Genomic DNA, 23,125 nt, shown 5'->3' with positions numbered 1-23,125 from the left:
CGCTGTCTGACGCTCACTCACTCGGCGACTTGATCCAGGAGCTGGGCAGACGTGACGGCCAAGGCAGACAGATTCGACATGACGGTGTCGTACGCGATGCACAACGCGTTCCGAAGGGAGTTGCACTCCTTGGCCCGCGTCACCACGCGCGCCGGCCCCGACCCCCGGAACGTCCTGCGCACCGCGGGCTGGAAGCTGTTCCGGAGGGCTCTGCACGCCCACCACGCCGCCGAGGACGACGCACTGTGGCCGTCCCTGCGTGAGGCTCTACGCGGCCGCCCCTTCTCTCTGGCGCGGCTGGAGGTGATCGAGGCCGAACACGCCGTGCTCGCCCGCCTGTTGGAGGCGATCGACCGGGCGACCGGCCAGGCACCGGGCGGCCCCGAGGTCGGTCCCGAGGTCGGTCCCGACCTGTTCAGTGAGCTCACCGGCTCGCTCGTCACCGGGCTCCGCGGACATCTCCGTCACGAGGAGGAGACCGTCTTCCCGTTGGTTCAGACCGTCCTGGGCGAGGAGCAGTGGAACCACTTCGGGCGCGTCCACGCCCAGCGGATCGAGCCGGACGCGGCCCGGATCCTGCCATGGCTCCTGGACGGCGCTGCCGAGCGGACCGTGGCCGCCGTACTGACGCAGCTCCTGCCGGAGTCCGTACACCGCACGTATACGGACAGATGGCAGCCCGCCTACGCGGCGCTCGACCGGTGGGGCACCCGGTCGCCCTGACGCTCACCCGCTCCTGAGCCCTGCCCCATTCCACAGACCATCGAACGAGGCGGAACATCTCCGTCCTCAAGAGGGGAATTTTCATGAAGGTTCTGCTCACCGGTGCCACCGGCTACATCGGCTCCGCCGTCACCGAGCACCTCGCCGCCGCCGGTCACCAGGTCGTCGCCCTCACCCGCGGCGCCGAGCCGCAGCCCGGCCGGACCTGGTACGCCCAACGGGTCGGCGACACCGCCGACCCGGCCTCGCTGGCCGACGCGGTGACCCCGGAGATCGAGGCCGTGATCCACCTGGCGCCCCCGAGCGGCGACGAGGACGTGGACACCGCCGTCATCGAGGCGCTCGCCGCTCCGCTCCGCGGCACCGGCCGCCCCTTCGTCTACACCAGCGGCGTCTGGGTTCTCGGCGCCACCGGTGACGCCCAGGAGGTCGGCGAGGAGGCTCCGACCGACCCGATCGGCATCGTCGGCTACCGCCCGAGGATCGAGCAGCGGGTGCTCGCCGAGGTCGCCGAGGGCGTACGCGCGGTCGTCGTCCGGCCCGGCATCGTGTACGGGCGTGGCGGTGGCATCCCCGCCATCCTGGTCGACCGGGCCCGCGGGCGGGGAGTGCCCGAGTACTACGGCGAGGAGGGCGTCCGTTGGCCGACCGTCCACGTGGACGACCTGGCCGAGCTGTTCGTGGCCGCCGTCGCGCGGGCCGAGGCCGGCACCGTCTGGCACGGTGTCGGCGAGGCGGCCGTCCCGGTCCGTGACCTCGCCCGCGCCGCGGGCCGAGCGGCCGGAGTGCTCGCCGTCCCGCTCGCGGTGCCGGTGGAGCAGGCCGCCGAGGTCTTCGGTCCGCTCTTCGCGGACGCGCTGGCCCTCGACCAGAGCGTCAGCGGCGCCGCCGCCCGTACCGTACTCGGCTGGCGGCCGGAGCGGCCGGGCGCGGTGGAGGAGCTGGTGTCGGGTTCGTACCGGCCGGTCGAGGTGTTCGGAGCCCCCGACAGCCCGGAGGCCGACGCCGAGGTGGCCGCGATACGCCGTCTGGTCGCCGAGGTCGAGCACGCCCGGCAGAACGAGCTGGTCGACCGGTTCCTGAGCCTCTTCCGCCGGCAGGACCCGGTGTGGACCACCGGCCACGGCAAGCGGCTGTCGGGCTTCGACGAGATCGCGGCGTACACGCAGAAGGTGCTGCCCGGTGCGTCGGCCGAGTCCACGGCCGTGTACGACGTCGAGCGCGTGCTGTTCCTGCGGCCGGACGTGGCCGCGGTGAACGTCCGTCAGCAGCCGGTCCGCCCCGACGGCACCCGGATCGCCGTCCGGCCCGAGGGCCGTCCCTGCTACCTCCTGGTGAAGGAGGACGGCGCCTGGCGCATCGGCGCCGCCCAGAACACCCTCGTCGCCGACTGACGCCCCGTACGCCTCCCGGTCCTGCCGCGCTCGGCCGGCACCGGCGACGGTGATCCCGCCGCCCTGTTCCATGACGCTCTCGACCACCCCCTGGGGGACCCTGTGACCTTCACCGCCACCGTCTTCATCGGCACCAGCCTCGACGGCTACATCGCCCGCCCCGACGACGACATCCACTGGCTGACCTCGCGCGGCGAGCAGGCGGGCGACATGGGCTTCTTCGGGTTCCTGGAGTCGGTCGACGCGGTGATCATGGGCCGCAACACGTACGAGAAGGTCATCGGCTTCGGAGAGGAGAACTGGCACTACGGCGACCGCCACGTCGGCGTCCTGAGCACCACCCTCCCCGAGGGCGCCGACCCGCGCATCACGGTCTACCGCGACCTGGACGGCCTCGTCGCCGACCTCGACGAGCGCGGGGTCAAGCACGTCTACCCCGACGGCGGACGCCTGATCCAGAGCTTCATCCGCGCCGGTCGCGTCGACCGGTTCATCATCAGCGTCGCCCCGGTCCTCATCGGCGCGGGCCACCGGCTCTTCGGCGACCTGCCCCACGACATCCCTCTTCGTCTGGACTCGGTCTCCGACGCCGGCGGCGGCTTCGCCCAGCTGCGCTACACCGTCGAACGGCGACAGCGGGCGTGATCCGCTGGGCTACCGCGTCGCGGCGCCCTCGGCCCTGGTGGGGGTCGCTTCGAGCAGCATCCGCGCGGCCACCACCGCCCCGTCGGCGCGGACCGTGCCGGCCACGGCGGTCGCCCGGGCGCGCGTCCCGGGGGCCAGGGCCACCTGGAGCGCTGCGGAGAGGGATGCGGTGGTCGCGACCGGGCCGGCGTGTGCCGCGCCGATGCCCAGGTCGTCCACCCTGTCGGCCCAGTACGACTGGTCCGCCCCCTGGGGCACCACCACCTGGGGCGCGCCGGCCCGGGCGGCGGTGGTCGTGGTGCCCGCGCTGCCGTGGTGCACGACGGCAGCCACCTCGGCGAACAGGGCCTGCTGGTTGACCTCGCCGACGGCGAAGCAGTCGTCCCGGTCGTCGATCGGGCCCAACTCGGCCCAGCCGCGGGAGAGGACCACGCGGCGGCCCTGCGCGCGGATCGCCCCGACGGCCGCCCGGGCGATGCCCTTCGCGTCGCCGAGGGGCATGCTGCCGAAGCCCACGTACACCGGCGCGGTGCCGGCGTCGAGAAAAGCCACCAGTTCGGGCGGGAGCGGCCGTTCGTCCGGCCGCAGCCACGCGCCGGTCTGCACCACGCCGAGGTCCGTCGGCCGCCACGGGCTCAGGACGGGGTCCGTGGCCAGCCACGGGCTGTCGGTGAAGGCGTAGTCGCGGACGTTGTCCACAGGTGGCAGGCCGATCCCCGCCCGGTGGGCATTGAGCACCTCGCCGAACATCTCGTTCGCGTTCCGGGCGTCGATGTCCCACAGCTCCCGGTTGTCGGAAACCTCCGGCGGCAGCGGTCGGCCCCGCCGCCCGGGCGGCGGCTGGTGCGGCGAGGGCAGGCTGACCGGCGTGTGACTGGCGTGTACGTAGCGGATGCCGAGCTTCTCGGCCACCGACCGGGCGCCGGCCGTGACCGGCAGCGGCCCGGTCGCCACCAGCGCGTCACAGCCCTCGGCCGCCGCGGCGACGGCGCCGAACTGCGCGGCGATCAGATCGGACACGCGCTTCGCCAAGCCCTCCGTCGACCCCGGCACCACCGTGGTCACCAGCGGGCGCACCGGCGCGCCGACCGGTACCGGAGGCACACCGATACCGTAGAGCAGCTCCGTGAACTCCTCGTCGGGCGGCGCGCACACCCGTACCTCCGCCCCGAGTTCCCGCAGCCGCACGGCGAGCCCCACCATCGGCTCGACGCTCCCGCGCGCCCCATACGTCGACAACACCACACGCACTTCGCGACCCCCGCGGCCTCACGTTTCCGGCTTAGACCGGCGATTCTCCGGCACGACCGATGCCTTGCCGCAAGCCCCCCGGCGCGGCTCGGGCCGTCCCTCGCGCTGACAGCCGAGGGCTGCCATGCCGACCGACCCGGCTCCGTCGGCGGCTGGTGGTGGAGGAACCGTGTGGTGGCCGCGGTGATCGCGCCTCCGGGGCCGTCAACCGGTGCGGCGGGAGCGGGTCAGTGCCCGGCTGCCCAGGGCAGCGCCGGCCAGTCCGAGCAGCAGGGCCACGTAGGCGCCGCCGAGTCCGTTGCCGGTGCCGAGTCCGCCGTCGGCGGTGGACGCGACCAGCGCGCCGAGAGCCATGGCGACCAGCCCCGCGACCACGGCCGCCGTGGCCCCGAGTGACCCGGTGGCAATGCCGAGACGACTGGCGGGTCGGGTCAGTGCCAGTACGGCGATGACCAACGCGGCAAGACCCAGCAGCCCGCCGGTGGTGGCTCCGAGCCTGCTGAGACTGAAGTCGGTCACGCCGGCGGCGGCAGGCTGGACCGAGGCGTGCGCTGCCGCTGGTGTGGAGAGAGCAAGGCCGAGCCCGCTGAGGAGGGCGGCCGAGGCGGCGGCGAACAGGCGGCGAGCGGGCATCAGAGTGCTCCTTCTCTTCCGATGACGGGATGCGTTTCGAGAATGTCGGTCGGACCTCTGGCAGGTCGTCGTGCAAGCGCAGACACTTCGCGCTACCACGGACACGGCAGGTGCCGCGGAAGTACTGCACGCGTGGTAGCCGGGCCCTCGTTCGCGAGCGGGATTCGCCCGTGGCGGTCCGGGCTTACGGTGCGCTCATGAACAAAGGGTGGTTCCGTGTTCGGGCCGGTGTCAGAGACGGGCTGATCGCCGTCGGCGTGGCGGCGGCGCTGCTGATCACCGGCGTTTCCGGGCAGCACCCCGCCACGGGGGTCGGCCTGCTCGGGTACGTGTTGCTGGCAGTCGGCGGCCTGGCCCTCGCCGCCGGACGCCGGGCTCCGGTCGCCGTGCTCGCCGTCACCGGGGTGTGTGCGGTGGGCTATCAGGCGGCAGGGTTCGACGTGGCCGCCGTCGCGTTCCTCTTCGCGGTGTACGCGGCCATGAGGGCGGGACACCGCCTCATCACGGTGGCGATGAGCGTGGCCGTGATGGCCTCCCTCCCCCTCGCGGCACTGGTGTCGGGCCTGCACGACGCGGGCGAGGCGTTCGCGCAGGCCCGGGGCGCCCTCCAGATCGCCTGGCTCATCGCCGCCGGCGCCGCTGGTGAAGCCCTCCGGCAGGCCGAGCAGAGGGCGGACGAAGCCGAGCGCACCCGCGAGGAGGCGGCGCGGCGCCGTGCGGACGAGGAACGGCTGCACATCGCGCGGGAGCTGCACGATTCACTCACCCATCAGATCTCGGTGATCAAAGTGCAGTCCGAAGCCGCCGTTCATGTGGCCCGCAAGCGCGGCGAACCGGTCCCGGACGCTCTGCTGGTCATCCGGGAAGCCGGCCGGGAGGCGTCACGGGAGCTGCGTGCCACCCTGGAGGCCCTGCGCGACGACGACACGACCCCACCGCACGGCCTCGACCACATCCCCGAACTGGTGGAGCGCGCCGGCCGGACCGGTGTGCGGACGACGTTGACGATCCAGGGCCGGCAGCACGGCGTACCGGCGGCGGTGGGCCGCACTGTCTACCGGATCGTCCAGGAGTCCCTCACCAACGTCGCCCGTCACGCGGACGCCACCGCCGCGTCCGTCCATATCGACTACCGCCCCGACGCCGTCGCCCTCCGGATCGACGACAACGGCAAGGCCACGCCGGACATCGACCCCGTGCCCGGCATCGGACTGCTCGGGATGCGCGAACGCGTCACCGCTCTCGGCGGGAGCCTCCGGGCAGCACCGCGCGACGAGGGCGGCTTCACCGTCCGGGCCGAGCTCCCCGTGGAGAGTGCCGCGTGATCCGTGTCCTGCTGGTCGACGACCAGCCGCTCATCCGCAGCGGGTTCCGCGCGTTCCTCGACCTGGAAGACGACATCGAGGTCGTGGCCGAGGCGGCCAACGGCCAGGAAGGGCTGGCGCTCGCCAGAGAACACCTGCCCGACGTCGCACTCGTCGACATCCAGATGCCGGTCCTCGACGGCATCGAGACGACCAGGGGCATCGCGGCCGACCCGGCGCTGGCCGACGTCCACGTGGTCATCCTCACCAACTACGGCCTGGACGCATACGTCTTCGACGCTCTGTCCGCAGGGGCCGCCGGATTCCTCGTCAAGGACATCGTGCCGGAGGACTTCCTGCACGCCGTACGCGTGGCCGCGCGCGGCGACGCCCTCCTCGCACCCTCGATCACCCGCAAACTGATCAACCGGTACGTCACCCAACCGCTCCCCACCGACACCGGCGAGGTACTGGAAGGCTTGACCGGCCGGGAACGGGAGGCCGTCGTCCTGGTCGCGCACGGCCTGTCCAACGACGAGATCGCGGCTCACATGGTGGTCAGCCCGCTGACCGCGAAGACCCACGTCAACCGGGCGATGACCAAACTCCGCGCCCGCGACCGCGCGCAGCTGGTGATCCTCGCCTACGAATCCGGCCTGGTGACCCCACGCGGCTAGGAGCGCCGACTGCCGGGAGGCGCGGAAGAAGGGTCCGGACAACGACGAAGCCCCAGGTCGCTTGACCTGGGGCTTCGTTCGAAGAGCGGATGACGGGAATCGAACCCGCGCTATAAGCTTGGGAAGCTCATGTTCTACCATTAAACTACATCCGCGCAGCGGCCGGGTGATCCGTGCCGCATCGTTGCACACTGTACCCCATGTGCCACTTGAGTCGAAGCTCATGGGGTTTCGTGTGCGGAGTGCCGTCTGCGTGCTGTCCTGTTCATCCCCTAATGTGGCTTCCCGTCCACCACATGTGTAGGGGAAGGGACTTGATGGGTTCGATGGAGCGCACCGTCGTCCGTTGTGCCGAAGGGCATGTGTTCAGTACCGCTTCGTTCCCGCTTCAGCAGCTCGGGGCCGGGCGGATCGGGCCCGGGCGGCTGATCCGGTGTCCGCGCTGTGCGCGGCTGCGGCATGCGGTGCCGGTGGAGGTCGGGCGGCGCTGACGAGTGCCCGGGGCGCGGGTGCCTGCCGATTGGGGCAGGTCCGCGCCCTCTGCGTATCGTGGGGGCGTGCTTCTCTCAGACAAGGACATCCGGGCCGAGATCGATGCCGGGCGGGTGCGCATCGACCCGTACGACGAATCCATGGTGCAGCCCTCGAGCATCGACGTGAGGCTTGACCGCTTCTTCCGGGTGTTCGAGAACCACCGCTACCCCCACATCGACCCCGCCGTCGAGCAGCTGGACCTGACCCGTGAGGTCGAGCCGGAGGGGGACGAGGCGTTCATCCTCCACCCCGGCGAGTTCGTGCTCGCCTCGACGTACGAGGTCATCACCCTCCCGGACGACATCGCGTCCCGGCTGGAGGGGAAGAGTTCCCTGGGGCGGCTGGGGCTCGTGACGCACTCCACCGCCGGGTTCATCGACCCCGGTTTCTCCGGGCACGTGACCCTGGAGCTGTCGAACCTCGCCACCCTGCCGATCAAGCTCTGGCCTGGCATGAAGATCGGCCAGCTCTGCATGTTCCGGCTGAGCTCGCCCGCCGAGTTCCCGTACGGGAGCGAGCGGTACGGCTCCCGGTACCAGGGCCAGCGGGGGCCGACGGCCTCCCGTTCGTTCATGAACTTCCATCGGACCCAGGTGTGAGGCGGTCGCAGGCATGAGTGAAGTACGCGAGAACCTGACGTACGAGGGTTTCGGGCGCGCCGTCCGTGAGCTGGCCCAGACGATCGCCGACGACGGCTACGAGCCCGACATCGTGCTCTCCATCGCCCGCGGCGGCGTCTTCGTCGCCGGCGGTCTGGCCTACGCCCTGGACTGCAAGAACATCCACCTCGTGAACGTGGAGTTCTACACCGGGGTCGGGACCACGCTGGAGATGCCGGTCATGCTGGCGCCGGTGCCCGACGCCATCGACTTCAGCGACAAGAAGGTGCTGATCACCGACGACGTCGCCGACACGGGCAAGACCCTCAAGCTGGTCCACGACTTCTGCGTCGACCACGTCGCCGAGGTCCGTTCCGCCGTCGTCTACGAGAAGTCCCACTCGCTCGTGAAGTGCGAGTACGTGTGGAAGAAGACCGACGAGTGGATCAACTTCCCCTGGTCCGTCGAGCCGCCCGTCGTGAAGCGTGAGGGTCAGGTCCTCGACGCCTGATCCCCGTGGCACGGCTGTGAGGCCACGAGAGAGGCCCCCCGACGGCGACTGCCGGCGGGGGGCCTCTCTCATGGTGCCCGCGGTTACAGGGTGCCCAGCTTGATCAGGCTCAGCAGGGCCACCAGCTGGATCGCCGAGGCGCCCAGCGCCTTCGGCCACGGAAGGTCGTGGGAGCGGCTCACCATCATCGTGAAGAGCGCCCCGGCCGCCAGCCAGGTCACCCAGCCGATGACCTGGACGAGGCCGTTCTCGCCGCCCAGGAAGAGCGCGAAGATCAGGCGCGGCGCGTCCGTGATCGACATGATCAGCATCGACAGGCCCACGGTCGGCTGCCACGCCCCGTCGCCGCCCAGCTGGCGCGCCAGGGTGTGCGTCACCGCGCCCAGGATGAGGCCACCGACGACGAAGCCGGTGGCCGTCATCAGGACGTACGGGATGGCCGTCGACAGGGTCGCGTTGATCGCCTCGTCGCGCGCCTTGTCGAAGCCGAAGATCGCCAGCAGTCCGTACAGGAAGGTGACGATCAGCGCCGGGCCCCAGACCGCGTGGTCCCGCATCCGCAGGAACGTGTCCGCGGGGCGCAGCACGATGCCGCTCAGGAGCGGCTTCCAGGGGAGGCGGGGGCCGGTCGGGACGGGCGCGGGGGCCGGTCCGCCCTGGGCATACGGGTCGTCGACGCTGAACATCTGGGTGTGGCCCGGGTTGTTCGCCGTCGCGGCGTGCGGGTGCTGCGGCTGGCCGTACGGGTCGCCGAAGTACTCCGGCTCCCCGTAGGGCTGCTGTTGTCCCTGCCGGCCGTACGGCTGCCCCTGCGGCGGCTGCTGCCACTGCTGCTGCGGGTACGGCGGAGGGGCAGCGTCGTGCCCGTACGGCGCCTGCTGCGGTCGATTGTGCGGGGGGCGGTTGTCCCGGCCGCGTCCGTTCCTGAATCCAGCCACGTCGTCGAACGTACCCGCTTCCGCCGCGCGACCGCTCCCCGGACCGGTCCTTGCCACTGAGCTGTGACATCCCCTAGGGGGTTGAGCGGATCCGCTGTGGGCCGTGACACGGTCGCCGGACAGGCTTGCGACCGCTGTTACAAATCCGACGTATCACCTCAATGTCGTACTCGTAGCTTCGAGGTGTCAGCGAGATGCCAGCGACTTGAGCAAGGAGCTCTTCCGATGCGTGTCACCCGTCGTTCCGCCCGTACCGCCGCCGTCGCCACCGGGGCCGTCGCCGCCCTCCTCCTGCCGGCCGCGGGGGCCTTCGCCGCCGACGGCCCGGACCCGGCGCCCACGGCGGCCCCGAGCGACGGGACGGCCGGCGACCAGTCCGTGTTCTGGCGGAACGTCGACCTCGCGGACGGTTCGCTCGCGAAGGTCTACCAGGACGGCCCGGGCCGCTTCTCCGCCGACATCTACGCCGGCGGGTCCCTGATCGACACCCTCACCAGCACCGGCGGGAAGCCCGCGTACGGGCAGCACAACGGGCTCCACGTCGTCCTCCAGCCGGACGGCACCGTGCGCTCCTGGGTCGAGACCGCCCCCAAGCCGAAGCCGGAGCCCAAGCCGGACCCGAGCACGAAGCCCCGGCCCAAGCCCGTCCCCAAGCCCACCCCCAAGCCCGTCCCGGAGCAGAAGAAGAACACCGTGCGGGCCGCCGACGCCCGGATCACCCTGCCCGACGGCAACGTCGCCCAGTTCTTCAAGAGCAAGAGCTGGCCGCGCGTCGAGCTCACCGCGAAGAACGGCGGCCACATCGGCTCCCTCGACCTCAAGCACCCGACCGCCGCCCACCACGGCTGGACCTACAAGCTCGTCGACGCCGGCAAGCACCAGTACAAGCTCGCCGCCATCGACACCCCCAAGCAGGGGGCCAACAGCTGGGTCTACGACTTCCAGGGCAAGCTCGTCGAGAAGTACGTCGCCCAGCGGGCCTGAGGCGCCACGACGAAGAGGGCCGCCCCGCGCTTCACGCGCGGGGCGGCCCTCTTCAGGATCACGCTCAGGCAGCCGGTTCCGGCTCCGGCTCCTCGGCCGGCTCGGGCTCCGGGTCCACCGGGGTCTTCACCGATTCGAGGAGCAGCTGGGCCACGTCCACGACCGTGACGGACTCCTTGGCCTTGCCCTCGTTCTTCTTGCCGTTGACCGAGTCGGTCAGCATGACCAGGCAGAACGGGCAGGCGGTGGAGACGATGTCCGGGTTGAGGGACAGGGCCTCGTCGACGCGCTCGTTGTTGATGCGCTTGCCGATCCGCTCCTCCATCCACATCCTTGCACCACCGGCGCCGCAGCAGAAGCCGCGCTCCTTGTGGCGGTGCATCTCCTGCTGGCGCAGGCCCGGGACGGCGGACATGATCTCGCGCGGCGGCGTGTAGACCTTGTTGTGACGGCCCAGGTAGCAGGGGTCGTGGTAGGTGATCAGGCCGTCGACCGGGGTCACCGGGACCAGCTTGCCCTCGTCGATGAGGTGCTGGAGCAGCTGCGTGTGGTGGATGACCTCGAACTCGCCGCCCAGCTGGGGGTACTCGTTCGCGATGGTGTTGAAGCAGTGCGGGCAGGTCGCGACGATCTTCTTGGCCGACTTCGGCTTCTTCGTCGACTCGTCCTCGTCGTCCTCGCCGAACGCCATGTTCAGCATCGCGACGTTCTCGGCGCCGAGCTGCTGGAACAGCGGCTCGTTGCCCAGGCGGCGGGGCGAGTCACCGGTGCACTTCTCCTCGCCGCCCATGATCGCGAACTTGACGCCCGCCATGTGCAGCAGCTCCGCGAACGCCTTGGTGGTCTTCTTGGCGCGGTCCTCCAGGGCGCCGGCGCAGCCGACCCAGTAGAGGTAGTCGACCTCGGTGAGGTCCTCGACGTCCTTGCCGACGATCGGGACCTCGAAGTCGACCTCCTTGGTCCACTCGACGCGCTGCTTCTTGGCCAGGCCCCAGGGGTTGCCCTTCTTCTCCAGGTTCTTGAGCATCGTGCCGGCCTCGGACGGGAAGGCGGACTCGATCATCACCTGGTAGCGGCGCATGTCGACGATGTGGTCGATGTGCTCGATGTCGACCGGGCACTGCTCGACGCAGGCGCCGCAGGTGGTGCAGGACCACAGGACGTCGGGGTCGATGACGCCGTTCTCCTCGGCGGTGCCGATGAGGGGGCGCTCGGCCTCCGCGAGGGCGGCGGCGGGGACGTCCTTGAGCTGCTCCTCGGTGGCCTTCTCGTTGCCCTCCATGTCCTTGCCGCCGCCCGCGAGCAGGTACGGCGCCTTGGCGTGCGCGTGGTCGCGCAGCGACATGATGAGGAGCTTGGGGGAGAGGGGCTTGCCGGTGTTCCAGGCGGGGCACTGCGACTGGCAGCGGCCGCACTCGGTGCAGGTGGAGAAGTCGAGGATGCCCTTCCAGGAGAACTGCTCGACCTGGGAGACGCCGAAGACGGCGTCCTCGGCCGGGTCCTCCCAGTCGATCTCCTTGCCGGCCGTCGTCATCGGCTGGAGCGCGCCGAGGGCGGTGGAGCCGTCGGCGTTCCGCTTGAACCAGATGTTCGGGAAGCCGAGGAAGCGGTGCCAGGCGACGCCCATGTTGGTGTTGAGCGAGACCGTGATCATCCAGGTGAAGGACGTGACGATCTTGAGCGCGGCGAAGCCGTAGGTGAGGTACTGGATCGTGCTCAGGTCCAGGCCGTCGAGCAGCGCGATCAGCGGGTACGAGGCGAAGAAGCCGGGCTCCCAGCTGGTCACGTGGTGCTGGACGCCTTCGAGGGCGCGGAGCGTCATGATGCAGACGCCGACGATCAGGATGACCGCTTCGACGAAGTAGGCCTGGCCGGTCTTGGAGCCGGCGAAGCGGGACTTGCGGCCGGCCCGGGTCGGCTTGCTGAGCTGCCGGATCACGATGAGGGTGACGATGCCGAGGACGGTCATCAGGCCGAGGAACTCGGTGAAGATCTCGTACGGCAGCCAGTCGCCGATGATCGGGATCAGCCAGTCGGCCTGGAAGAGCTGGCCGAAGGCGTTGACGATCGTCAGGAGCAGCGAGAAGAAGCCCACCGCCACGAACCAGTGCGCGAAGCCGACGATGCCCCAGCGGTTCATGCGCGTGTGGCCGAGGAACTCCTTGACCAGCGTGATGGTGCGCTGCTTGGGGTCACCGGTGCGCGTACCGGCCGGGACCGGCTGACCGAGCCGCACGAAGCGGTAGATCTGCACGGTGGCGCGGCCGAACAGCGCGACGGCCACCACCGTGATGGCGATCGACACGATGATCGCGGCGAGTTGCATGACGGGCTCCTCGGGCGGGCCTACTAAGCGGTAACTTATTGAGTTCCTGCTGAGATTACCCGGTCACGGCGCCGCGCTGTAGCGGCGCTCGCGGTGATATGTGTCGCTCAGGCAAACCTTGCCGCGCGACGTCTGCGGACTGCTGGAAGCGTACGCGCCAGGATCGTCAGATCCATCCCCAGCCAATGGTGGTCCACATAGTGGAGATCGAGCAGCTCGCGCTCCTCCCACGGCAGGTCCGAGCGCCCGCTGATCTGCCAGGGGCCGGTGAGCCCGGGGCGTACGGAGAGCCGGCGGCGTCCCTCGCCCGCGCACTCGCGGTGGGTCGGGGCCAGCGGGCAGGGCCCCACCAGTGACATCCGGCCGCCGACGACGTGCAGCAGCAGGGGCAGCGCGGCCAGCGGGCCCCGGGTGCGGAAGGTCAGCATGGTGAAGGGGCGGCCCTCAAGACCCGCCACCTCGCGGCGGCGGAGCACCGCGCCGGTGCCGCCGAGGGCGATCGACAGGGCGGTTCCGGCGATCAGCGGCGCGAGCACGAGGAGCAGGAGGAGGCCGCCCGCCACATCGACCGCGCGCTTCGCCGTCATGTGCTTCGCCGTCATGCGCTCACACCCTTCGGCGGTAATCCTGGGATATGTCCGGACCCTCTCATGCGAATCCGGTCAAACAGGGGAACGGCACGCCCTCTGAGCGGCCGGGGCGGTGAAGAGTTGAGTCCCCTCGACTCAGGTCTGTTGACGGGCTCGGCCTCGTCGTGCATCCTTGAGTCAGATCCACTCAAGTACGTCAGCTGGAGGAATCGAAATGGCACGTGCGGTCGGCATCGACCTGGGCACGACTAACTCCGTCGTCAGCGTTCTGGAAGGCGGCGAGCCCACCGTCATCACCAACGCCGAGGGCGCCAGGACCACGCCGTCCGTCGTCGCCTTCGCGAAGAACGGCGAGGTGCTCGTCGGCGAGGTGGCCAAGCGTCAGGCCGTCACCAACGTCGACAGGACCATCCGGTCGGTCAAGCGCCACATGGGCACCGACTGGAAGATCGACATCGACGGCAAGTCCTTCAACCCGCAGCAGATGAGCGCCTTCATCCTGCAGAAGCTGAAGCGCGACGCCGAGGCCTACCTGGGCGAGAAGGTCGTCGACGCGGTCATCACCGTCCCGGCGTACTTCAACGACTCGGAGCGCCAGGCCACCAAGGAGGCCGGTGAGATCGCGGGCCTCAACGTCCTGCGCATCGTCAACGAGCCGACGGCCGCCGCCCTCGCGTACGGCCTCGACAAGGACGACCAGACGATCCTCGTCTTCGACCTCGGTGGCGGCACCTTCGACGTGTCCCTCCTGGAGATCGGCGACGGCGTCGTCGAGGTGAAGGCCACCAACGGTGACAACCACCTCGGTGGTGACGACTGGGACCAGCGCGTCGTCGACTACCTGGTGACGCAGTTCCAGAACGGCCACGGGGTGGACCTGGCCAAGGACAAGATGGCTCTCCAGCGTCTCCGCGAGGCCGCGGAGAAGGCGAAGATCGAGCTCTCGTCCTCGACCGAGACCTCCATCAACCTGCCGTACATCACGGCCTCCGCCGAGGGCCCGCTGCACCTGGACGAGAAGCTCACGCGAGCCCAGTTCCAGCAGCTCACCTCGGACCTGCTCGACCGCTGCAAGGTGCCGTTCCACAACGTCATCAAGGACGCGGGCATCCAGCTCTCCGAGATCGACCACGTCGTTCTCGTCGGTGGTTCGACCCGCATGCCGGCCGTCGCCGAGCTCGTCAAGGAGCTGACCGGCGGTCAGGACGCCAACAAGGGCGTCAACCCGGACGAGGTCGTCGCCATCGGCGCCGCGCTCCAGGCCGGTGTCCTCAAGGGTGAGGTCAAGGACGTCCTGCTCCTCGACGTGACCCCGCTGTCCCTCGGCATCGAGACCAAGGGCGGCATCATGACCAAGCTCATCGAGCGCAACACCACGATCCCGACCAAGCGGTCCGAGATCTTCACGACGGCCGAGGACAACCAGCCGTCCGTGCAGATCCAGGTCTACCAGGGCGAGCGCGAGATCGCGGCGTACAACAAGAAGCTCGGCATGTTCGAGCTGACCGGTCTGCCGCCGGCCCCGCGTGGCGTCCCGCAGATCGAGGTCGCCTTCGACATCGACGCCAACGGCATCATGCACGTGACCGCGAAGGACCTGGGCACGGGCAAGGAGCAGAAGATGACCGTCACCGGCGGCTCCTCGCTGCCGAAGGACGAGGTCGACCGGATGCGCCAGGAGGCCGAGCAGTACGCGGACGAGGACCACCGTCGCCGCGAGGCCGCCGAGTCCCGCAACCAGGGCGAGCAGCTCGTCTACCAGACGGAGAAGTTCCTCAAGGACAACGAGGACAAGGTCCCCGGTGACGTCAAGACCGAGGTCGAGGCCGCGCTCGGCGAGCTGAAGGAGAAGCTCAAGGGCGAGGACACCGCGGAGATCCGCACCGCCACCGAGAAGGTCGCGGCCGTCTCGCAGAAGCTCGGCCAGGCGCTGTACGCCGACGCCCAGGCCGCGCAGGCCGCGGGTGGCGAGGCCGGTGCCGGTCAGGCGCAGGCCGACGACGACGTCGTCGACGCCGAGATCGTGGACGAGGACAAGCCGAAGGGCGGCGCTGCCTGATGTCGGAGGAGACCCCGGGCTTCGAGGAGAAGCCCGAAGTCCCCGCCGACGGCACGCCCGAGGAGCCCGAGGCCGCCGCCTCCGCCGACAAGGCGGAGCAGGCGGCCCCGGCCGGGGACGCTACTGACGTAGCTCTGCTGGCGCAGCTGGACCAGGCCCGCAAGGCGCTCGAGGAGCGCACCGCGGACCTCCAGCGGCTCCAGGCCGAGTACCAGAACTACCGCCGCCGCGTGGAGCGGGACCGGGTCACGGTCAAGGAGATCGCCGTCGCGAGCCTCCTGACCGACCTGCTGCCCGTGCTCGACGACGTCGGCCGGGCCCGGGACCACGGCGAGCTCGTGGGCGGGTTCAAGTCGGTGGCCGAATCGCTGGAGACCGTCGTCGCCAAGATGGGTCTGCAGCAGTTCGGCAAGGAGGGCGAGCCCTTCGACCCGACGATCCACGAGGCCCTGATGCACAGCTACGCGCCGGACGTCACGGAGACGACCTGCGTGGCGATCCTGCAGCCTGGGTACCGGATCGGCGAGCGGACCATCCGGCCCGCCCGGGTGGCCGTCGCCGAGCCCCAGCCGGGCGCGGCCCCGGCCAAGGACGACGCGAAGTCGTCCGCTGACGAGGAGAGCGGTGCCCCCGAGGAGGGGTGACGCGGAGATCACCGGAGCAGTCCGGAAGGAGGGACGTCGATGAGCACGAAGGACTTCGTCGAGAAGGACTACTACAAGGTTCTCGGCGTCCCCAAGGACGCCACCGAGGCCGAGATCAAGAAGGCGTACCGGAAGCTCGCCCGCGAGAACCACCCGGACGCCAACAAGAACGACGCCAAGGCCGAGGAGCGCTTCAAGGAGATCTCCGAGGCGAACGACATCCTCGGCGACCCGAAGAAGCGCAAGGAGTACGACGACGCCCGCGCCCTCTTCGGGAACGGCGGCTTCCGTACGCCCGGCGGTCCCGGGGCCGGGGGTTCGTTCAACTTCGACCTGGGTGACCTCTTCGGGGGCGCCCAGGGCGGGGCCGGCGGCGGTTTCGGCGGCGGTGGCGGCATCGGGGACGTCTTCGGCGGCCTGTTCAACCGCGGCGCCGGCGGGGGCACCCGTACCCAGCCGCGGCGCGGTCAGGACATCGAGTCCGAGGTGACGCTCAGCTTCACCGAGGCCATCGAGGGCGCGACCGTACCGCTGCGGATGTCCAGCCAGCAGCCGTGCACGGCGTGTTCGGGCACCGGCGACAAGAACGGCACCCCCCGGGTGTGTCCGACCTGCGTCGGCACCGGTCAGGTCTCGCGCGGCAGCGGCGGCGGTTTCTCGCTGACCGATCCGTGTGTGGACTGCAAGGGCCGCGGCCTCATCGCGGAGAACCCCTGCGAGGTCTGCAAGGGCAGCGGCCGGGCCAAGTCCTCGCGGACCATGCAGGTCCGCATCCCGGCCGGGGTGAGCGACGCCCAGAAGATCCGGCTGCGCGGCAAGGGAGCGCCGGGCGAGCGCGGCGGGCAGAACGGCGATCTGTACGTCGTGGTGCACGTCGACGCCCATCCGGTGTTCGGCCGCAAGGACGACAACCTCACCGTCACGGTGCCGGTCTCCTTCACGGAGGCGGCGCTCGGTGGCGAGATCAAGGTGCCGACCCTCGGCGGTCCCGCGGTCACGCTCAAGCTGCCCGCGGGCACTCCGAACGGCCGGACCATGCGCGCCCGGGGCAAGGGCGCGGTCCGCAAGGACGGCACCCGCGGCGACCTCCTCGTGACGGTCGAGGTCGCGGTGCCGAAGGAGCTGGACGACAAGGCACGTGACGCCCTGGAGACCTATCGCGAGGCGACCGCCTCCGAGGATCCGCGGGCGGAGCTGTTCCAGGCCGCGAAGGGAGCGTGACCCGGTGGACGGGCGCCGACGTAATCCGTACGAACTGACCGACGAGTCGCCGGTGTACGTCATCTCGGTGGCGGCCCAGCTCTCGGGTCTGCATCCGCAGACGCTCCGTCAGTACGACCGTCTCGGTCTGGTCTCCCCGGACCGTACGGCGGGCCGTGGCCGGCGCTACTCGGCCCGTGACATCGAGCTGCTCCGTCAGGTGCAGCAGCTGTCGCAGGACGAGGGCATCAACCTGGCCGGGATCAAGCGCATCATCGAGCTGGAGAACCAGGTCGCGGCGTTGCAGAGCCGGATCGCGGAGCTGTCGGCGGCCGTCGACGGCGCGGCGGCGGCGATGCGGCAGCGTGAGGCCCAGGTGCACGCCTCGTACCGGCGGGACCTGGTGCCGTACCAGGACGTGCAGCAGGCGAGCGCTCTGGTGGTCTGGCGGCCCAAGCGCGGCGAGTAGCGCCAGGCGCGTGCCTGCGCGTGAACGGACGGAGCCCCTTCCACAGCTGTGGAAGGGGCTCCGCGCGTGGACGGGGTGCTACGGGATGAGTTCGGCCACGATGTCGCCGACGGTCTCCCACCAGGGCGCGGCGCCCGTGCCGAACGCGGCGGCGAGCGCGGTGCCGACGGCGTGGTCGAGCGGCGTCGGCGTGGCGTCCGGCTCCCAGTCGGCGTCGACCCGGCCGTCCCCTTCGGACTCCAGGGTGCCGAGCTTCCGTCCGTCGCGGGTCAGCCGGCTGTCGACGTGCGAGCTGGGCACCAGCCGGTAGCGGTGGCCGCCGACGACCGCGTCCACCCGGTAGGAGCGGCGCAGCAGCCGTCCGCGGGCGGCGGTGAGGGTGGCGGGCTCGCCGTCGACGGTGAGCGCGAGCAGCGCGGCCTTGCGGGTCCCGATGGGGGTGTGGGTGTCGGGGCGGGTGCCGGGGGCCCGGAGGAGCTCCACGGTGGGCAGTCCGTGCCCGGACACCCGGAGGGTCCCGGCGGGTCCGTCGAGGTGGATCTGTATGTACACGGTGGTGAGTTGTCCCGTTCGACGCTGGTCAGGTGTCTCGGCGGTCAGGCGTCGCCCTCGAGGATGCCGGACTGCGCGATCAGGTAGCCGAGCTGGGCCCGGCTTCCGCTGCCGAGGGCGGCGGCGAGCTTGGCGATGTGGGCGCGGCAGGTGCGGACGTTCATGCCGAGGCGGCGGGCGATGGCCTCGTCGACGTGGCCCTCGACGAGGAGTTTGGCGATGGACCGCTGCACGCCGCCTATGCCGTCCACGGAGGGGCTGTACGGGATCTCGTCCTCCCAGGGCACGCCGTGCAGCCAGAACTGGTCGAAGACGCCGACGAGGTACTGGACGAGGCCTTCGTGGCGCAGTTCGAGGGCGACCTGGCGGTCGCTGCGGGCGGGCACGAAGGCGACCTTGCGGTCGACGATGATCAGCCGGTCGACGATCTCTTCGAGGGTGCGCAGTTCGAGCCCGTAGGGGGCGACGCGCTCGACGTAGGCGAGGGTGGCGGGATGGTGCCGTGCCGTGTGCTGGTAGAGCGTACGCATCCGGACACCGCGGTCGAGCAGGGGTTCCATGCGGCGCAGGGCGGCTTCGAGGGTCTCGGGGCGGCGGCCGCTGCCGGGCTGGATGGTGAGGAGCTCGACGGTGCACTCGTTGATGACGCGGTCCAGCGTGGCGTTGATGGCGCTGAGGCCTTCGAGGACGGTGATGGCCTGGCCGCCGGACGGGTCCTGGGTGTGGATGGCCATGAACGGCTCGAAAGCGTCGGCGAGGGCTATCGCGTGCTGTCTGCGGACCTGTATCTCCTGCTCGATGGGGTGCACGAGCTGGTTGAGGGCGATGGAGGGCGGCACGGGTCGCAGGCACTCGCTGTCGTCCGGGTCCGGGTGCAGGAGGGAGAGTTCCCTCAGGCAGGGGGCGGCTTCGGCGTCGGCGCGGGCTATCCGGCCGGTGCGGAGGGCGCTCGCGTAGAGCTCCTTGCCCACGTCGCATAGTTCACCGTGACTGTGCTTATGGCCGGACTCGTCGCCTTCTCGCCTCATTTGCACCCCCCTCAGGGTCATGAATTACAGGAACATGATGCCCGGGTTGGCTGGTGGAAAGGGGCGGGAGTGAGCCATCGTCTTACTCGCGGGGGGGAGGTAGTGATCAAAAGAGGTGGAGATCGGCCATGACCAGGATGGTTCGTGCACTTAGCGCCATAGCCGTTGCGGCGGCTGCTCTCGGCGCACTCGCCGCTGGCGAGCCCTCGTGGGAGAGCACCCCGGCGCATTCCGTGGCGGGGCCCGGCGAGCCCTCGTGGGAGAGCACTCCGGCGCACGACGTGGTGGCGGGACCGGGTGAGCCCTCGTGGGAGATCGCTCCCGCGCGGACCGTACTCGCCTCGCCGTCCGAGCCCTCCTGGGAAATCGCTCCCAAGGGTGCGGGCGCGTGACCGTGCCGCCGGACGACCCCAGGTTCCGCCGGGAGATGGCTTCGGCCTACCGCTCCGGATGGCACTTCGTCGACCTCGCCACGGCCATCCCCCACCGTGGTGACGCGCTGAAGGTCACCCTCTTCGGAGAGCCCATCGTCGTGGCACGGGAGCAGGACGAGGACGTCCGCGCCTACCGCTGCCTGCGCCGCCCCCGCGGCGCGCCACAGCCCATCCGCTGTGCCATCCGGTACGGCATGATCTTCGTCAATCTCGACCAGCGGGACCACCAGCTGATCGAGCCCGAGACCATCACCGCCACCCCCCGCAGTGCCTGAGCGATTCCCCCGTCGTTGTAGATCGCTCCGGCACTTCCCCCACACAGCGGCGCCATCGCGGACCTGAAACGCGATGGCGCCGTTGTGCTGCGCCCGTACGCACCCCCCTTCGCGTACGGGCGCAGGGGTGTGTCCCGGGAGGGGCGCACGGGTTCTCAGGCGCGCCCCGTCGCACGGGTTCTCAGGCGCGCCCCATCGCCCGGGTGAGGGCGATCTCGATGACGACCCGGTCCGGGTTCTCCGCCGGCGTGCGCCCGTAGCGCTCCGCGTAGCGCGCCACCGCGTCCGCGACGGCCTCCGCCTCCGTACGGATGTGCGCGACGCCCTCCAGGGTGGCCCAGCGCCGCCGGTCGACCTGGCAGACCGCGACCCGTGCGCCGTCCGGGCCGGCCGCCAGGACGTTGGCGACCTTCCGGCTGTGCTTGTTGGTGATGACCCGCGCGTATCCGCCCTCGGGGTCGTAGGTGACGCCCACCGCCACGACGTGCGGGGTGCCGTTCGGGCGCGGGGTGGTCAGGGTGCACATGTGGTACTCGCGCCAGAAGCTGAGGTACGAGTCGGAGGGGTTCCTCGGGTCGGTCGCCATGTCCGGAAACTACCCGGGGCGGAGCCCCTTCCCACACCTTGAGCGGAATAGACTCAACTTTGTGTACGCTGGAAGGGTCATAAAGGAAGAGGACTCACCAGGGACCACGACGTCGAGGAGGAGCACCCCACGTGGACGCCGAACTGACCAACCGGAGCCGGGACGCGATCAACGCGGCCAGCAGCCGCGCCGTGTCCGAAGGACACGCCGACCTGACCCCCGCGCACCTGCTGCTCGCGCTGCTCACCGGTCAGGACAACGAGAACATCACCGACCTGCTCGCCGCCGTCGAAGCCGACCAGGCGGTCGTGCGCGCCGGCGCGGAGCGGCTCCTCGCCGCCCTGCCGAGCGTCACCGGCTCCACGGTCGCGCCCCCGCAGCCCAGCCGCGACTTCCTCGCCGTCGTCGCCGAGGCCGACCGGCAGGCCAAGGAACTCGGCGACGACTACCTGTCCACCGAGCACCTCCTCGTCGCGATCGCGGCCAAGGGCGGCCAGACCGGTGAGATCCTCGACGCGCAGGGCGCGAGCGCTTCGAAGCTGCTCGACGCGTTCGAGAAGAGCAGGGGAGGACGCCGGGTGACCACACCCGACCCGGAGGGGCAGTACAAGGCGCTGGAGAAGTTCGGCACGGACTTCACCGCCGCCGCGCGCGAGGGCAAGCTGGACCCGGTCATCGGCCGCGACCACGAGATCCGCCGCGTCGTGCAGGTGCTGTCCCGCCGCACCAAGAACAACCCGGTCCTCATCGGTGAGCCCGGCGTCGGCAAGACCGCCGTCGTCGAAGGCCTCGCCCAGCGGATCGTCAAGGGCGACGTGCCCGAGTCCCTGAAGAACAAGCGGCTGGTCTCGCTCGACCTCGGCGCCATGGTCGCCGGAGCCAAGTACCGCGGCGAGTTCGAGGAGCGGCTCAAGACCGTCCTCTCCGAGATCAAGGCCAGCGACGGCCAGATCATCACCTTCATCGACGAGCTGCACACCGTCGTCGGCGCGGGCGCCGGCGGCGACTCCGCCATGGACGCCGGCAACATGCTCAAGCCCATGCTGGCCCGCGGCGAGCTCCGCATGGTCGGCGCGACCACCCTCGACGAGTACCGCGAGCGGATCGAGAAGGACCCCGCCCTGGAGCGCCGCTTCCAGCAGGTCCTGGTCGCCGAGCCCACCGTCGAGGACACCATCGCGATCCTCCGCGGCCTCAAGGGCCGGTACGAGGCCCACCACAAGGTGCAGATCAACGACTCCGCGCTGGTGGCCGCCGCGACCCTCTCCGACCGGTACATCACCTCCCGCTTCCTGCCCGACAAGGCCATCGACCTCGTCGACGAGGCGGCCTCCCGGCTCCGCATGGAGATCGACTCGTCCCCGGTCGAGATCGACGAGCTCCAGCGCTCCGTCGACCGGCTCCGCATGGAGGAGCTGGCCCTCAGGAACGAGACGGACGCGGCGAGCAAGCAGCGCCTGGAGAAGCTGCGGCGCGACCTCGCCGACCGCGAGGAGGAGCTGCGCGGCCTGACCGCCCGCTGGGAGAAGGAGAAGCAGTCCCTCAACCGGGTCGGCGAGCTGAAGGAGCGCCTCGACGAGACCCGCGGCCGCGCCGAGCGCGCCCAGCGCGACGGGGACTTCGACACCGCGTCCAAGCTGCTCTACGGCGAGATCCCGGCCCTGGAGCGCGAGCTGGAGGAGGCGAGCGAGGCCGAGGCCCAGCAGGAGTCCGCCAAGGACACGATGGTCAAGGAGGAGGTCGGCCCCGATGACATCGCGGACGTGGTCGGCTCCTGGACCGGCATCCCCGCCGGGCGCCTCCTGGAGGGCGAGACGCAGAAGCTGCTGCGCATGGAGGACGAGCTCGGCAAGCGGCTGATCGGCCAGTCCGAGGCCGTCCAGGCCGTCTCCGACGCCGTCCGCCGCACCCGCGCGGGCATCGCCGACCCCGACCGGCCCACCGGCTCCTTCCTCTTCCTCGGCCCCACGGGCGTCGGCAAGACGGAGCTGGCGAAGGCGCTCGCGGACTTCCTCTTCGACGACGAGCGGGCCATGATCCGCATCGACATGTCGGAGTACGGCGAGAAGCACAGCGTCGCCCGCCTGGTCGGCGCGCCTCCCGGCTACGTCGGGTACGAGGAGGGCGGCCAGCTCACGGAGGCCGTCCGCCGCCGCCCGTACAGCGTGGTGCTGCTCGACGAGGTGGAGAAGGCGCACCCGGAGGTCTTCGACGTCCTGCTCCAGGTCCTGGACGACGGACGGCTGACCGACGGGCAGGGCCGGACGGTGGACTTCCGCAACACCATCCTGGTCCTCACCTCGAACCTCGGCAGCCAGTACCTGGTCGACCCGGTGACCCCGGAGGAGACGAAGAAGCAGCAGGTCATGGACGTGGTCCGGGCCAGCTTCAAGCCGGAGTTCCTCAACCGGCTGGACGACCTGGTCGTCTTCTCAGCCCTCGACCGGGCCGAGCTCGGCCGCATCGCGCGCCTCCAGATCGACCGGCTCGCCAAGCGGCTCGCCGAGCGCCGGCTCACCCTGGACGTCACCCCGCAGGCCCTGGAGTGGCTCGCCGAGGAGGGCAACGACCCGGCGTACGGCGCCAGGCCGCTGCGCCGCCTCATCCAGACGGCGATCGGCGACCGACTGGCCAAGGAGATCCTCGCGGGCGAGGTCCAGGACGGCGACACGGTCCGCGTGGACCGCTTCGAGAACGGCCTGATCGTGGGCCCGGCCCGCTAGGAGCCGGTCCTGCGCCCGGTCCGGGAGCGCGTGATCCTGTCAGCTG

The 23,125-nt window shown here is 70.6% G+C and carries 22 protein-coding genes and 1 tRNA gene; 14 read left to right on the top strand and 9 right to left on the bottom strand.

Going from position 1 to position 23,125, the window contains the following annotated elements; genetic code table 11:
• Window positions 1-51: 51 nt before the first annotated feature.
• From DEJ43_RS17170 to DEJ43_RS17160, 3 genes are all read left to right on the top strand, one after another.
• Complete coding sequence (locus DEJ43_RS17170) at window positions 52-723, top strand: hemerythrin domain-containing protein (protein ID WP_015034648.1); 672 nt, start codon at window positions 52-54, stop codon at window positions 721-723.
• An 83-nt stretch (window positions 724-806) separates the two neighbouring features.
• Window positions 807-2,117, top strand: coding sequence for an SgcJ/EcaC family oxidoreductase (locus DEJ43_RS17165; RefSeq protein WP_015034647.1), 1,311 nt, complete (start codon window positions 807-809; stop codon window positions 2,115-2,117).
• A gap of 102 nt (window positions 2,118-2,219) precedes the next feature.
• Complete coding sequence (locus tag DEJ43_RS17160) at window positions 2,220-2,762, top strand: dihydrofolate reductase family protein (protein WP_015034646.1); 543 nt, start codon at window positions 2,220-2,222, stop codon at window positions 2,760-2,762.
• Between the two features lie 9 nt (window positions 2,763-2,771).
• Here the strand turns inward: DEJ43_RS17160 and DEJ43_RS17155 are convergent, their stop codons facing one another.
• Both DEJ43_RS17155 and DEJ43_RS17150 read right to left on the bottom strand, forming a co-directional pair.
• Window positions 2,772-4,007: a glycosyltransferase gene (locus tag DEJ43_RS17155; protein ID WP_106433722.1), complete on the bottom strand. Its 1,236-nt coding sequence runs from the start codon at window positions 4,005-4,007 to the stop codon at window positions 2,772-2,774.
• A 210-nt stretch (window positions 4,008-4,217) separates the two neighbouring features.
• Window positions 4,218-4,646: a DUF6223 family protein gene (locus DEJ43_RS17150; RefSeq protein WP_015034644.1), complete on the bottom strand. Its 429-nt coding sequence runs from the start codon at window positions 4,644-4,646 to the stop codon at window positions 4,218-4,220.
• Between the two features lie 197 nt (window positions 4,647-4,843).
• Here DEJ43_RS17150 and DEJ43_RS17145 point away from each other — a divergent pair, with 197 nt between their 5' ends.
• Window positions 4,844-5,971, top strand: coding sequence for a sensor histidine kinase (locus tag DEJ43_RS17145; RefSeq protein WP_015034643.1), 1,128 nt, complete (start codon window positions 4,844-4,846; stop codon window positions 5,969-5,971).
• The gene (locus DEJ43_RS17140; protein WP_015034642.1) at window positions 5,968-6,627 is read left to right on the top strand and encodes a response regulator; all 660 of its coding nucleotides are present in this window, start codon (window positions 5,968-5,970) and stop codon (window positions 6,625-6,627) included. The genes DEJ43_RS17145 and DEJ43_RS17140 overlap by 4 nt, the downstream gene beginning before the upstream one ends.
• Window positions 6,628-6,711: 84 nt before the next feature.
• On the opposite strand, the gene DEJ43_RS17135 is transcribed toward DEJ43_RS17140, so the two are convergent.
• Window positions 6,712-6,782 (bottom strand) — tRNA-Gly (locus tag DEJ43_RS17135).
• A 402-nt stretch (window positions 6,783-7,184) separates the two neighbouring features.
• Here DEJ43_RS17135 and dcd point away from each other — a divergent pair.
• A complete protein-coding gene (gene dcd / locus DEJ43_RS17130) occupies window positions 7,185-7,760 on the top strand; it encodes a dCTP deaminase (RefSeq protein ID WP_017240230.1) in 576 nt (191 codons plus the stop codon).
• Window positions 7,761-7,773: 13 nt separating this feature from the next.
• Window positions 7,774-8,271, top strand: a complete 498-nt coding sequence (locus DEJ43_RS17125; RefSeq protein WP_015034639.1) for a phosphoribosyltransferase — start codon at window positions 7,774-7,776, stop codon at window positions 8,269-8,271.
• Window positions 8,272-8,354: 83 nt separating this feature from the next.
• On the opposite strand, the gene DEJ43_RS17120 is transcribed toward DEJ43_RS17125, so the two are convergent.
• The gene (locus DEJ43_RS17120) at window positions 8,355-9,209 is read right to left on the bottom strand and encodes a Yip1 family protein (protein WP_041662572.1); all 855 of its coding nucleotides are present in this window, start codon (window positions 9,207-9,209) and stop codon (window positions 8,355-8,357) included.
• A 225-nt stretch (window positions 9,210-9,434) separates the two neighbouring features.
• Here DEJ43_RS17120 and DEJ43_RS38550 point away from each other — a divergent pair, with 225 nt between their 5' ends.
• Window positions 9,435-10,193, top strand: a complete 759-nt coding sequence (locus DEJ43_RS38550; protein WP_015034637.1) for a hypothetical protein — start codon at window positions 9,435-9,437, stop codon at window positions 10,191-10,193.
• 64 nt (window positions 10,194-10,257) lie between these two features.
• On the opposite strand, the gene DEJ43_RS17110 is transcribed toward DEJ43_RS38550, so the two are convergent.
• Complete coding sequence (locus DEJ43_RS17110; RefSeq protein ID WP_015034636.1) at window positions 10,258-12,519, bottom strand: (Fe-S)-binding protein; 2,262 nt, start codon at window positions 12,517-12,519, stop codon at window positions 10,258-10,260.
• Between the two features lie 107 nt (window positions 12,520-12,626).
• Window positions 12,627-13,121, bottom strand: coding sequence for a sugar transferase (locus DEJ43_RS17105; RefSeq protein ID WP_015034635.1), 495 nt, complete (start codon window positions 13,119-13,121; stop codon window positions 12,627-12,629).
• A 202-nt stretch (window positions 13,122-13,323) separates the two neighbouring features.
• Between DEJ43_RS17105 and dnaK the strand changes: the two genes are divergently transcribed.
• The 4 genes from dnaK to DEJ43_RS17085 are packed head-to-tail and all read left to right on the top strand — an operon-like array spanning window position 13,324 to window position 17,481.
• Entirely contained in the window at window positions 13,324-15,168 is a 1,845-nt protein-coding gene (dnaK, locus tag DEJ43_RS17100) for a molecular chaperone DnaK (protein ID WP_015034634.1), read from the top strand.
• Window positions 15,168-15,812 carry a nucleotide exchange factor GrpE gene (grpE, locus tag DEJ43_RS17095; RefSeq protein ID WP_015034633.1) on the top strand — a complete coding sequence of 215 codons (645 nt, stop codon included), beginning with the start codon at window positions 15,168-15,170 and terminating at the stop codon, window positions 15,810-15,812. Before dnaK ends, grpE begins: the two co-directional genes overlap by 1 nt.
• Before the next feature lie 39 nt (window positions 15,813-15,851).
• Window positions 15,852-17,033 carry a molecular chaperone DnaJ gene (gene dnaJ / locus DEJ43_RS17090; protein ID WP_015034632.1) on the top strand — a complete coding sequence of 394 codons (1,182 nt, stop codon included), beginning with the start codon at window positions 15,852-15,854 and terminating at the stop codon, window positions 17,031-17,033.
• Between the two features lie 4 nt (window positions 17,034-17,037).
• Window positions 17,038-17,481 carry a heat shock protein transcriptional repressor HspR gene (locus tag DEJ43_RS17085; protein ID WP_015034631.1) on the top strand — a complete coding sequence of 148 codons (444 nt, stop codon included), beginning with the start codon at window positions 17,038-17,040 and terminating at the stop codon, window positions 17,479-17,481.
• A gap of 78 nt (window positions 17,482-17,559) precedes the next feature.
• On the opposite strand, the gene DEJ43_RS38545 is transcribed toward DEJ43_RS17085, so the two are convergent.
• Window positions 17,560-18,033: a hypothetical protein gene (locus tag DEJ43_RS38545; protein WP_015034630.1), complete on the bottom strand. Its 474-nt coding sequence runs from the start codon at window positions 18,031-18,033 to the stop codon at window positions 17,560-17,562.
• A 44-nt stretch (window positions 18,034-18,077) separates the two neighbouring features.
• The gene (locus DEJ43_RS17075) at window positions 18,078-19,082 is read right to left on the bottom strand and encodes a regulatory protein (protein WP_015034629.1); all 1,005 of its coding nucleotides are present in this window, start codon (window positions 19,080-19,082) and stop codon (window positions 18,078-18,080) included.
• A gap of 367 nt (window positions 19,083-19,449) precedes the next feature.
• Between DEJ43_RS17075 and DEJ43_RS17070 the strand changes: the two genes are divergently transcribed.
• Complete coding sequence (locus DEJ43_RS17070; protein WP_041662570.1) at window positions 19,450-19,770, top strand: Rieske (2Fe-2S) protein; 321 nt, start codon at window positions 19,450-19,452, stop codon at window positions 19,768-19,770.
• A 181-nt stretch (window positions 19,771-19,951) separates the two neighbouring features.
• Here the strand turns inward: DEJ43_RS17070 and DEJ43_RS17065 are convergent, their stop codons facing one another.
• Window positions 19,952-20,356 carry a pyridoxamine 5'-phosphate oxidase family protein gene (locus DEJ43_RS17065; protein ID WP_015034627.1) on the bottom strand — a complete coding sequence of 135 codons (405 nt, stop codon included), beginning with the start codon at window positions 20,354-20,356 and terminating at the stop codon, window positions 19,952-19,954.
• Between the two features lie 131 nt (window positions 20,357-20,487).
• On the opposite strand from DEJ43_RS17065, the gene clpB reads away from it, so the two are divergent.
• Window positions 20,488-23,079 (top strand): ATP-dependent chaperone ClpB, encoded by a 2,592-nt coding sequence (gene clpB / locus DEJ43_RS17060; protein ID WP_015034626.1) that lies wholly within the window; start codon window positions 20,488-20,490, stop codon window positions 23,077-23,079.
• The last annotated feature ends 46 nt before the right edge of the window (window positions 23,080-23,125 follow it).

Source organism: Streptomyces venezuelae ATCC 10712, from assembly GCF_008639165.1.
Taxonomy (GTDB): domain Bacteria; phylum Actinomycetota; class Actinomycetes; order Streptomycetales; family Streptomycetaceae; genus Streptomyces; species Streptomyces venezuelae.
This window is presented reverse-complemented; position numbering and strand designations above follow the sequence as displayed.

What these genes read in the sequence shown, in the direction of transcription:
- DEJ43_RS17165 (WP_015034647.1), top strand. Translation starts at nt 807, where the DNA reads ATGAAGGTTCTGCTCACCGGTGCCACCGGCTACATCGGCTCCGCCGTC.
- DEJ43_RS17150 (WP_015034644.1), bottom strand. Translation starts at nt 4,646, where the DNA reads ATGCCCGCTCGCCGCCTGTTCGCCGCCGCCTCGGCCGCCCTCCTCAGC.
- DEJ43_RS17145 (WP_015034643.1), top strand. Translation starts at nt 4,844, where the DNA reads ATGAACAAAGGGTGGTTCCGTGTTCGGGCCGGTGTCAGAGACGGGCTG.
- DEJ43_RS17125 (WP_015034639.1), top strand. Translation starts at nt 7,774, where the DNA reads ATGAGTGAAGTACGCGAGAACCTGACGTACGAGGGTTTCGGGCGCGCC.
- DEJ43_RS38550 (WP_015034637.1), top strand. Translation starts at nt 9,435, where the DNA reads ATGCGTGTCACCCGTCGTTCCGCCCGTACCGCCGCCGTCGCCACCGGG.
- DEJ43_RS17110 (WP_015034636.1), bottom strand. Translation starts at nt 12,519, where the DNA reads ATGCAACTCGCCGCGATCATCGTGTCGATCGCCATCACGGTGGTGGCC.
- DEJ43_RS17105 (WP_015034635.1), bottom strand. Translation starts at nt 13,121, where the DNA reads ATGACGGCGAAGCACATGACGGCGAAGCGCGCGGTCGATGTGGCGGGC.
- dnaK (WP_015034634.1), top strand. Translation starts at nt 13,324, where the DNA reads ATGGCACGTGCGGTCGGCATCGACCTGGGCACGACTAACTCCGTCGTC.
- grpE (WP_015034633.1), top strand. Translation starts at nt 15,168, where the DNA reads ATGTCGGAGGAGACCCCGGGCTTCGAGGAGAAGCCCGAAGTCCCCGCC.
- dnaJ (WP_015034632.1), top strand. Translation starts at nt 15,852, where the DNA reads ATGAGCACGAAGGACTTCGTCGAGAAGGACTACTACAAGGTTCTCGGC.
- DEJ43_RS17075 (WP_015034629.1), bottom strand. Translation starts at nt 19,082, where the DNA reads ATGACCCTGAGGGGGGTGCAAATGAGGCGAGAAGGCGACGAGTCCGGC.
- DEJ43_RS17065 (WP_015034627.1), bottom strand. Translation starts at nt 20,356, where the DNA reads ATGGCGACCGACCCGAGGAACCCCTCCGACTCGTACCTCAGCTTCTGG.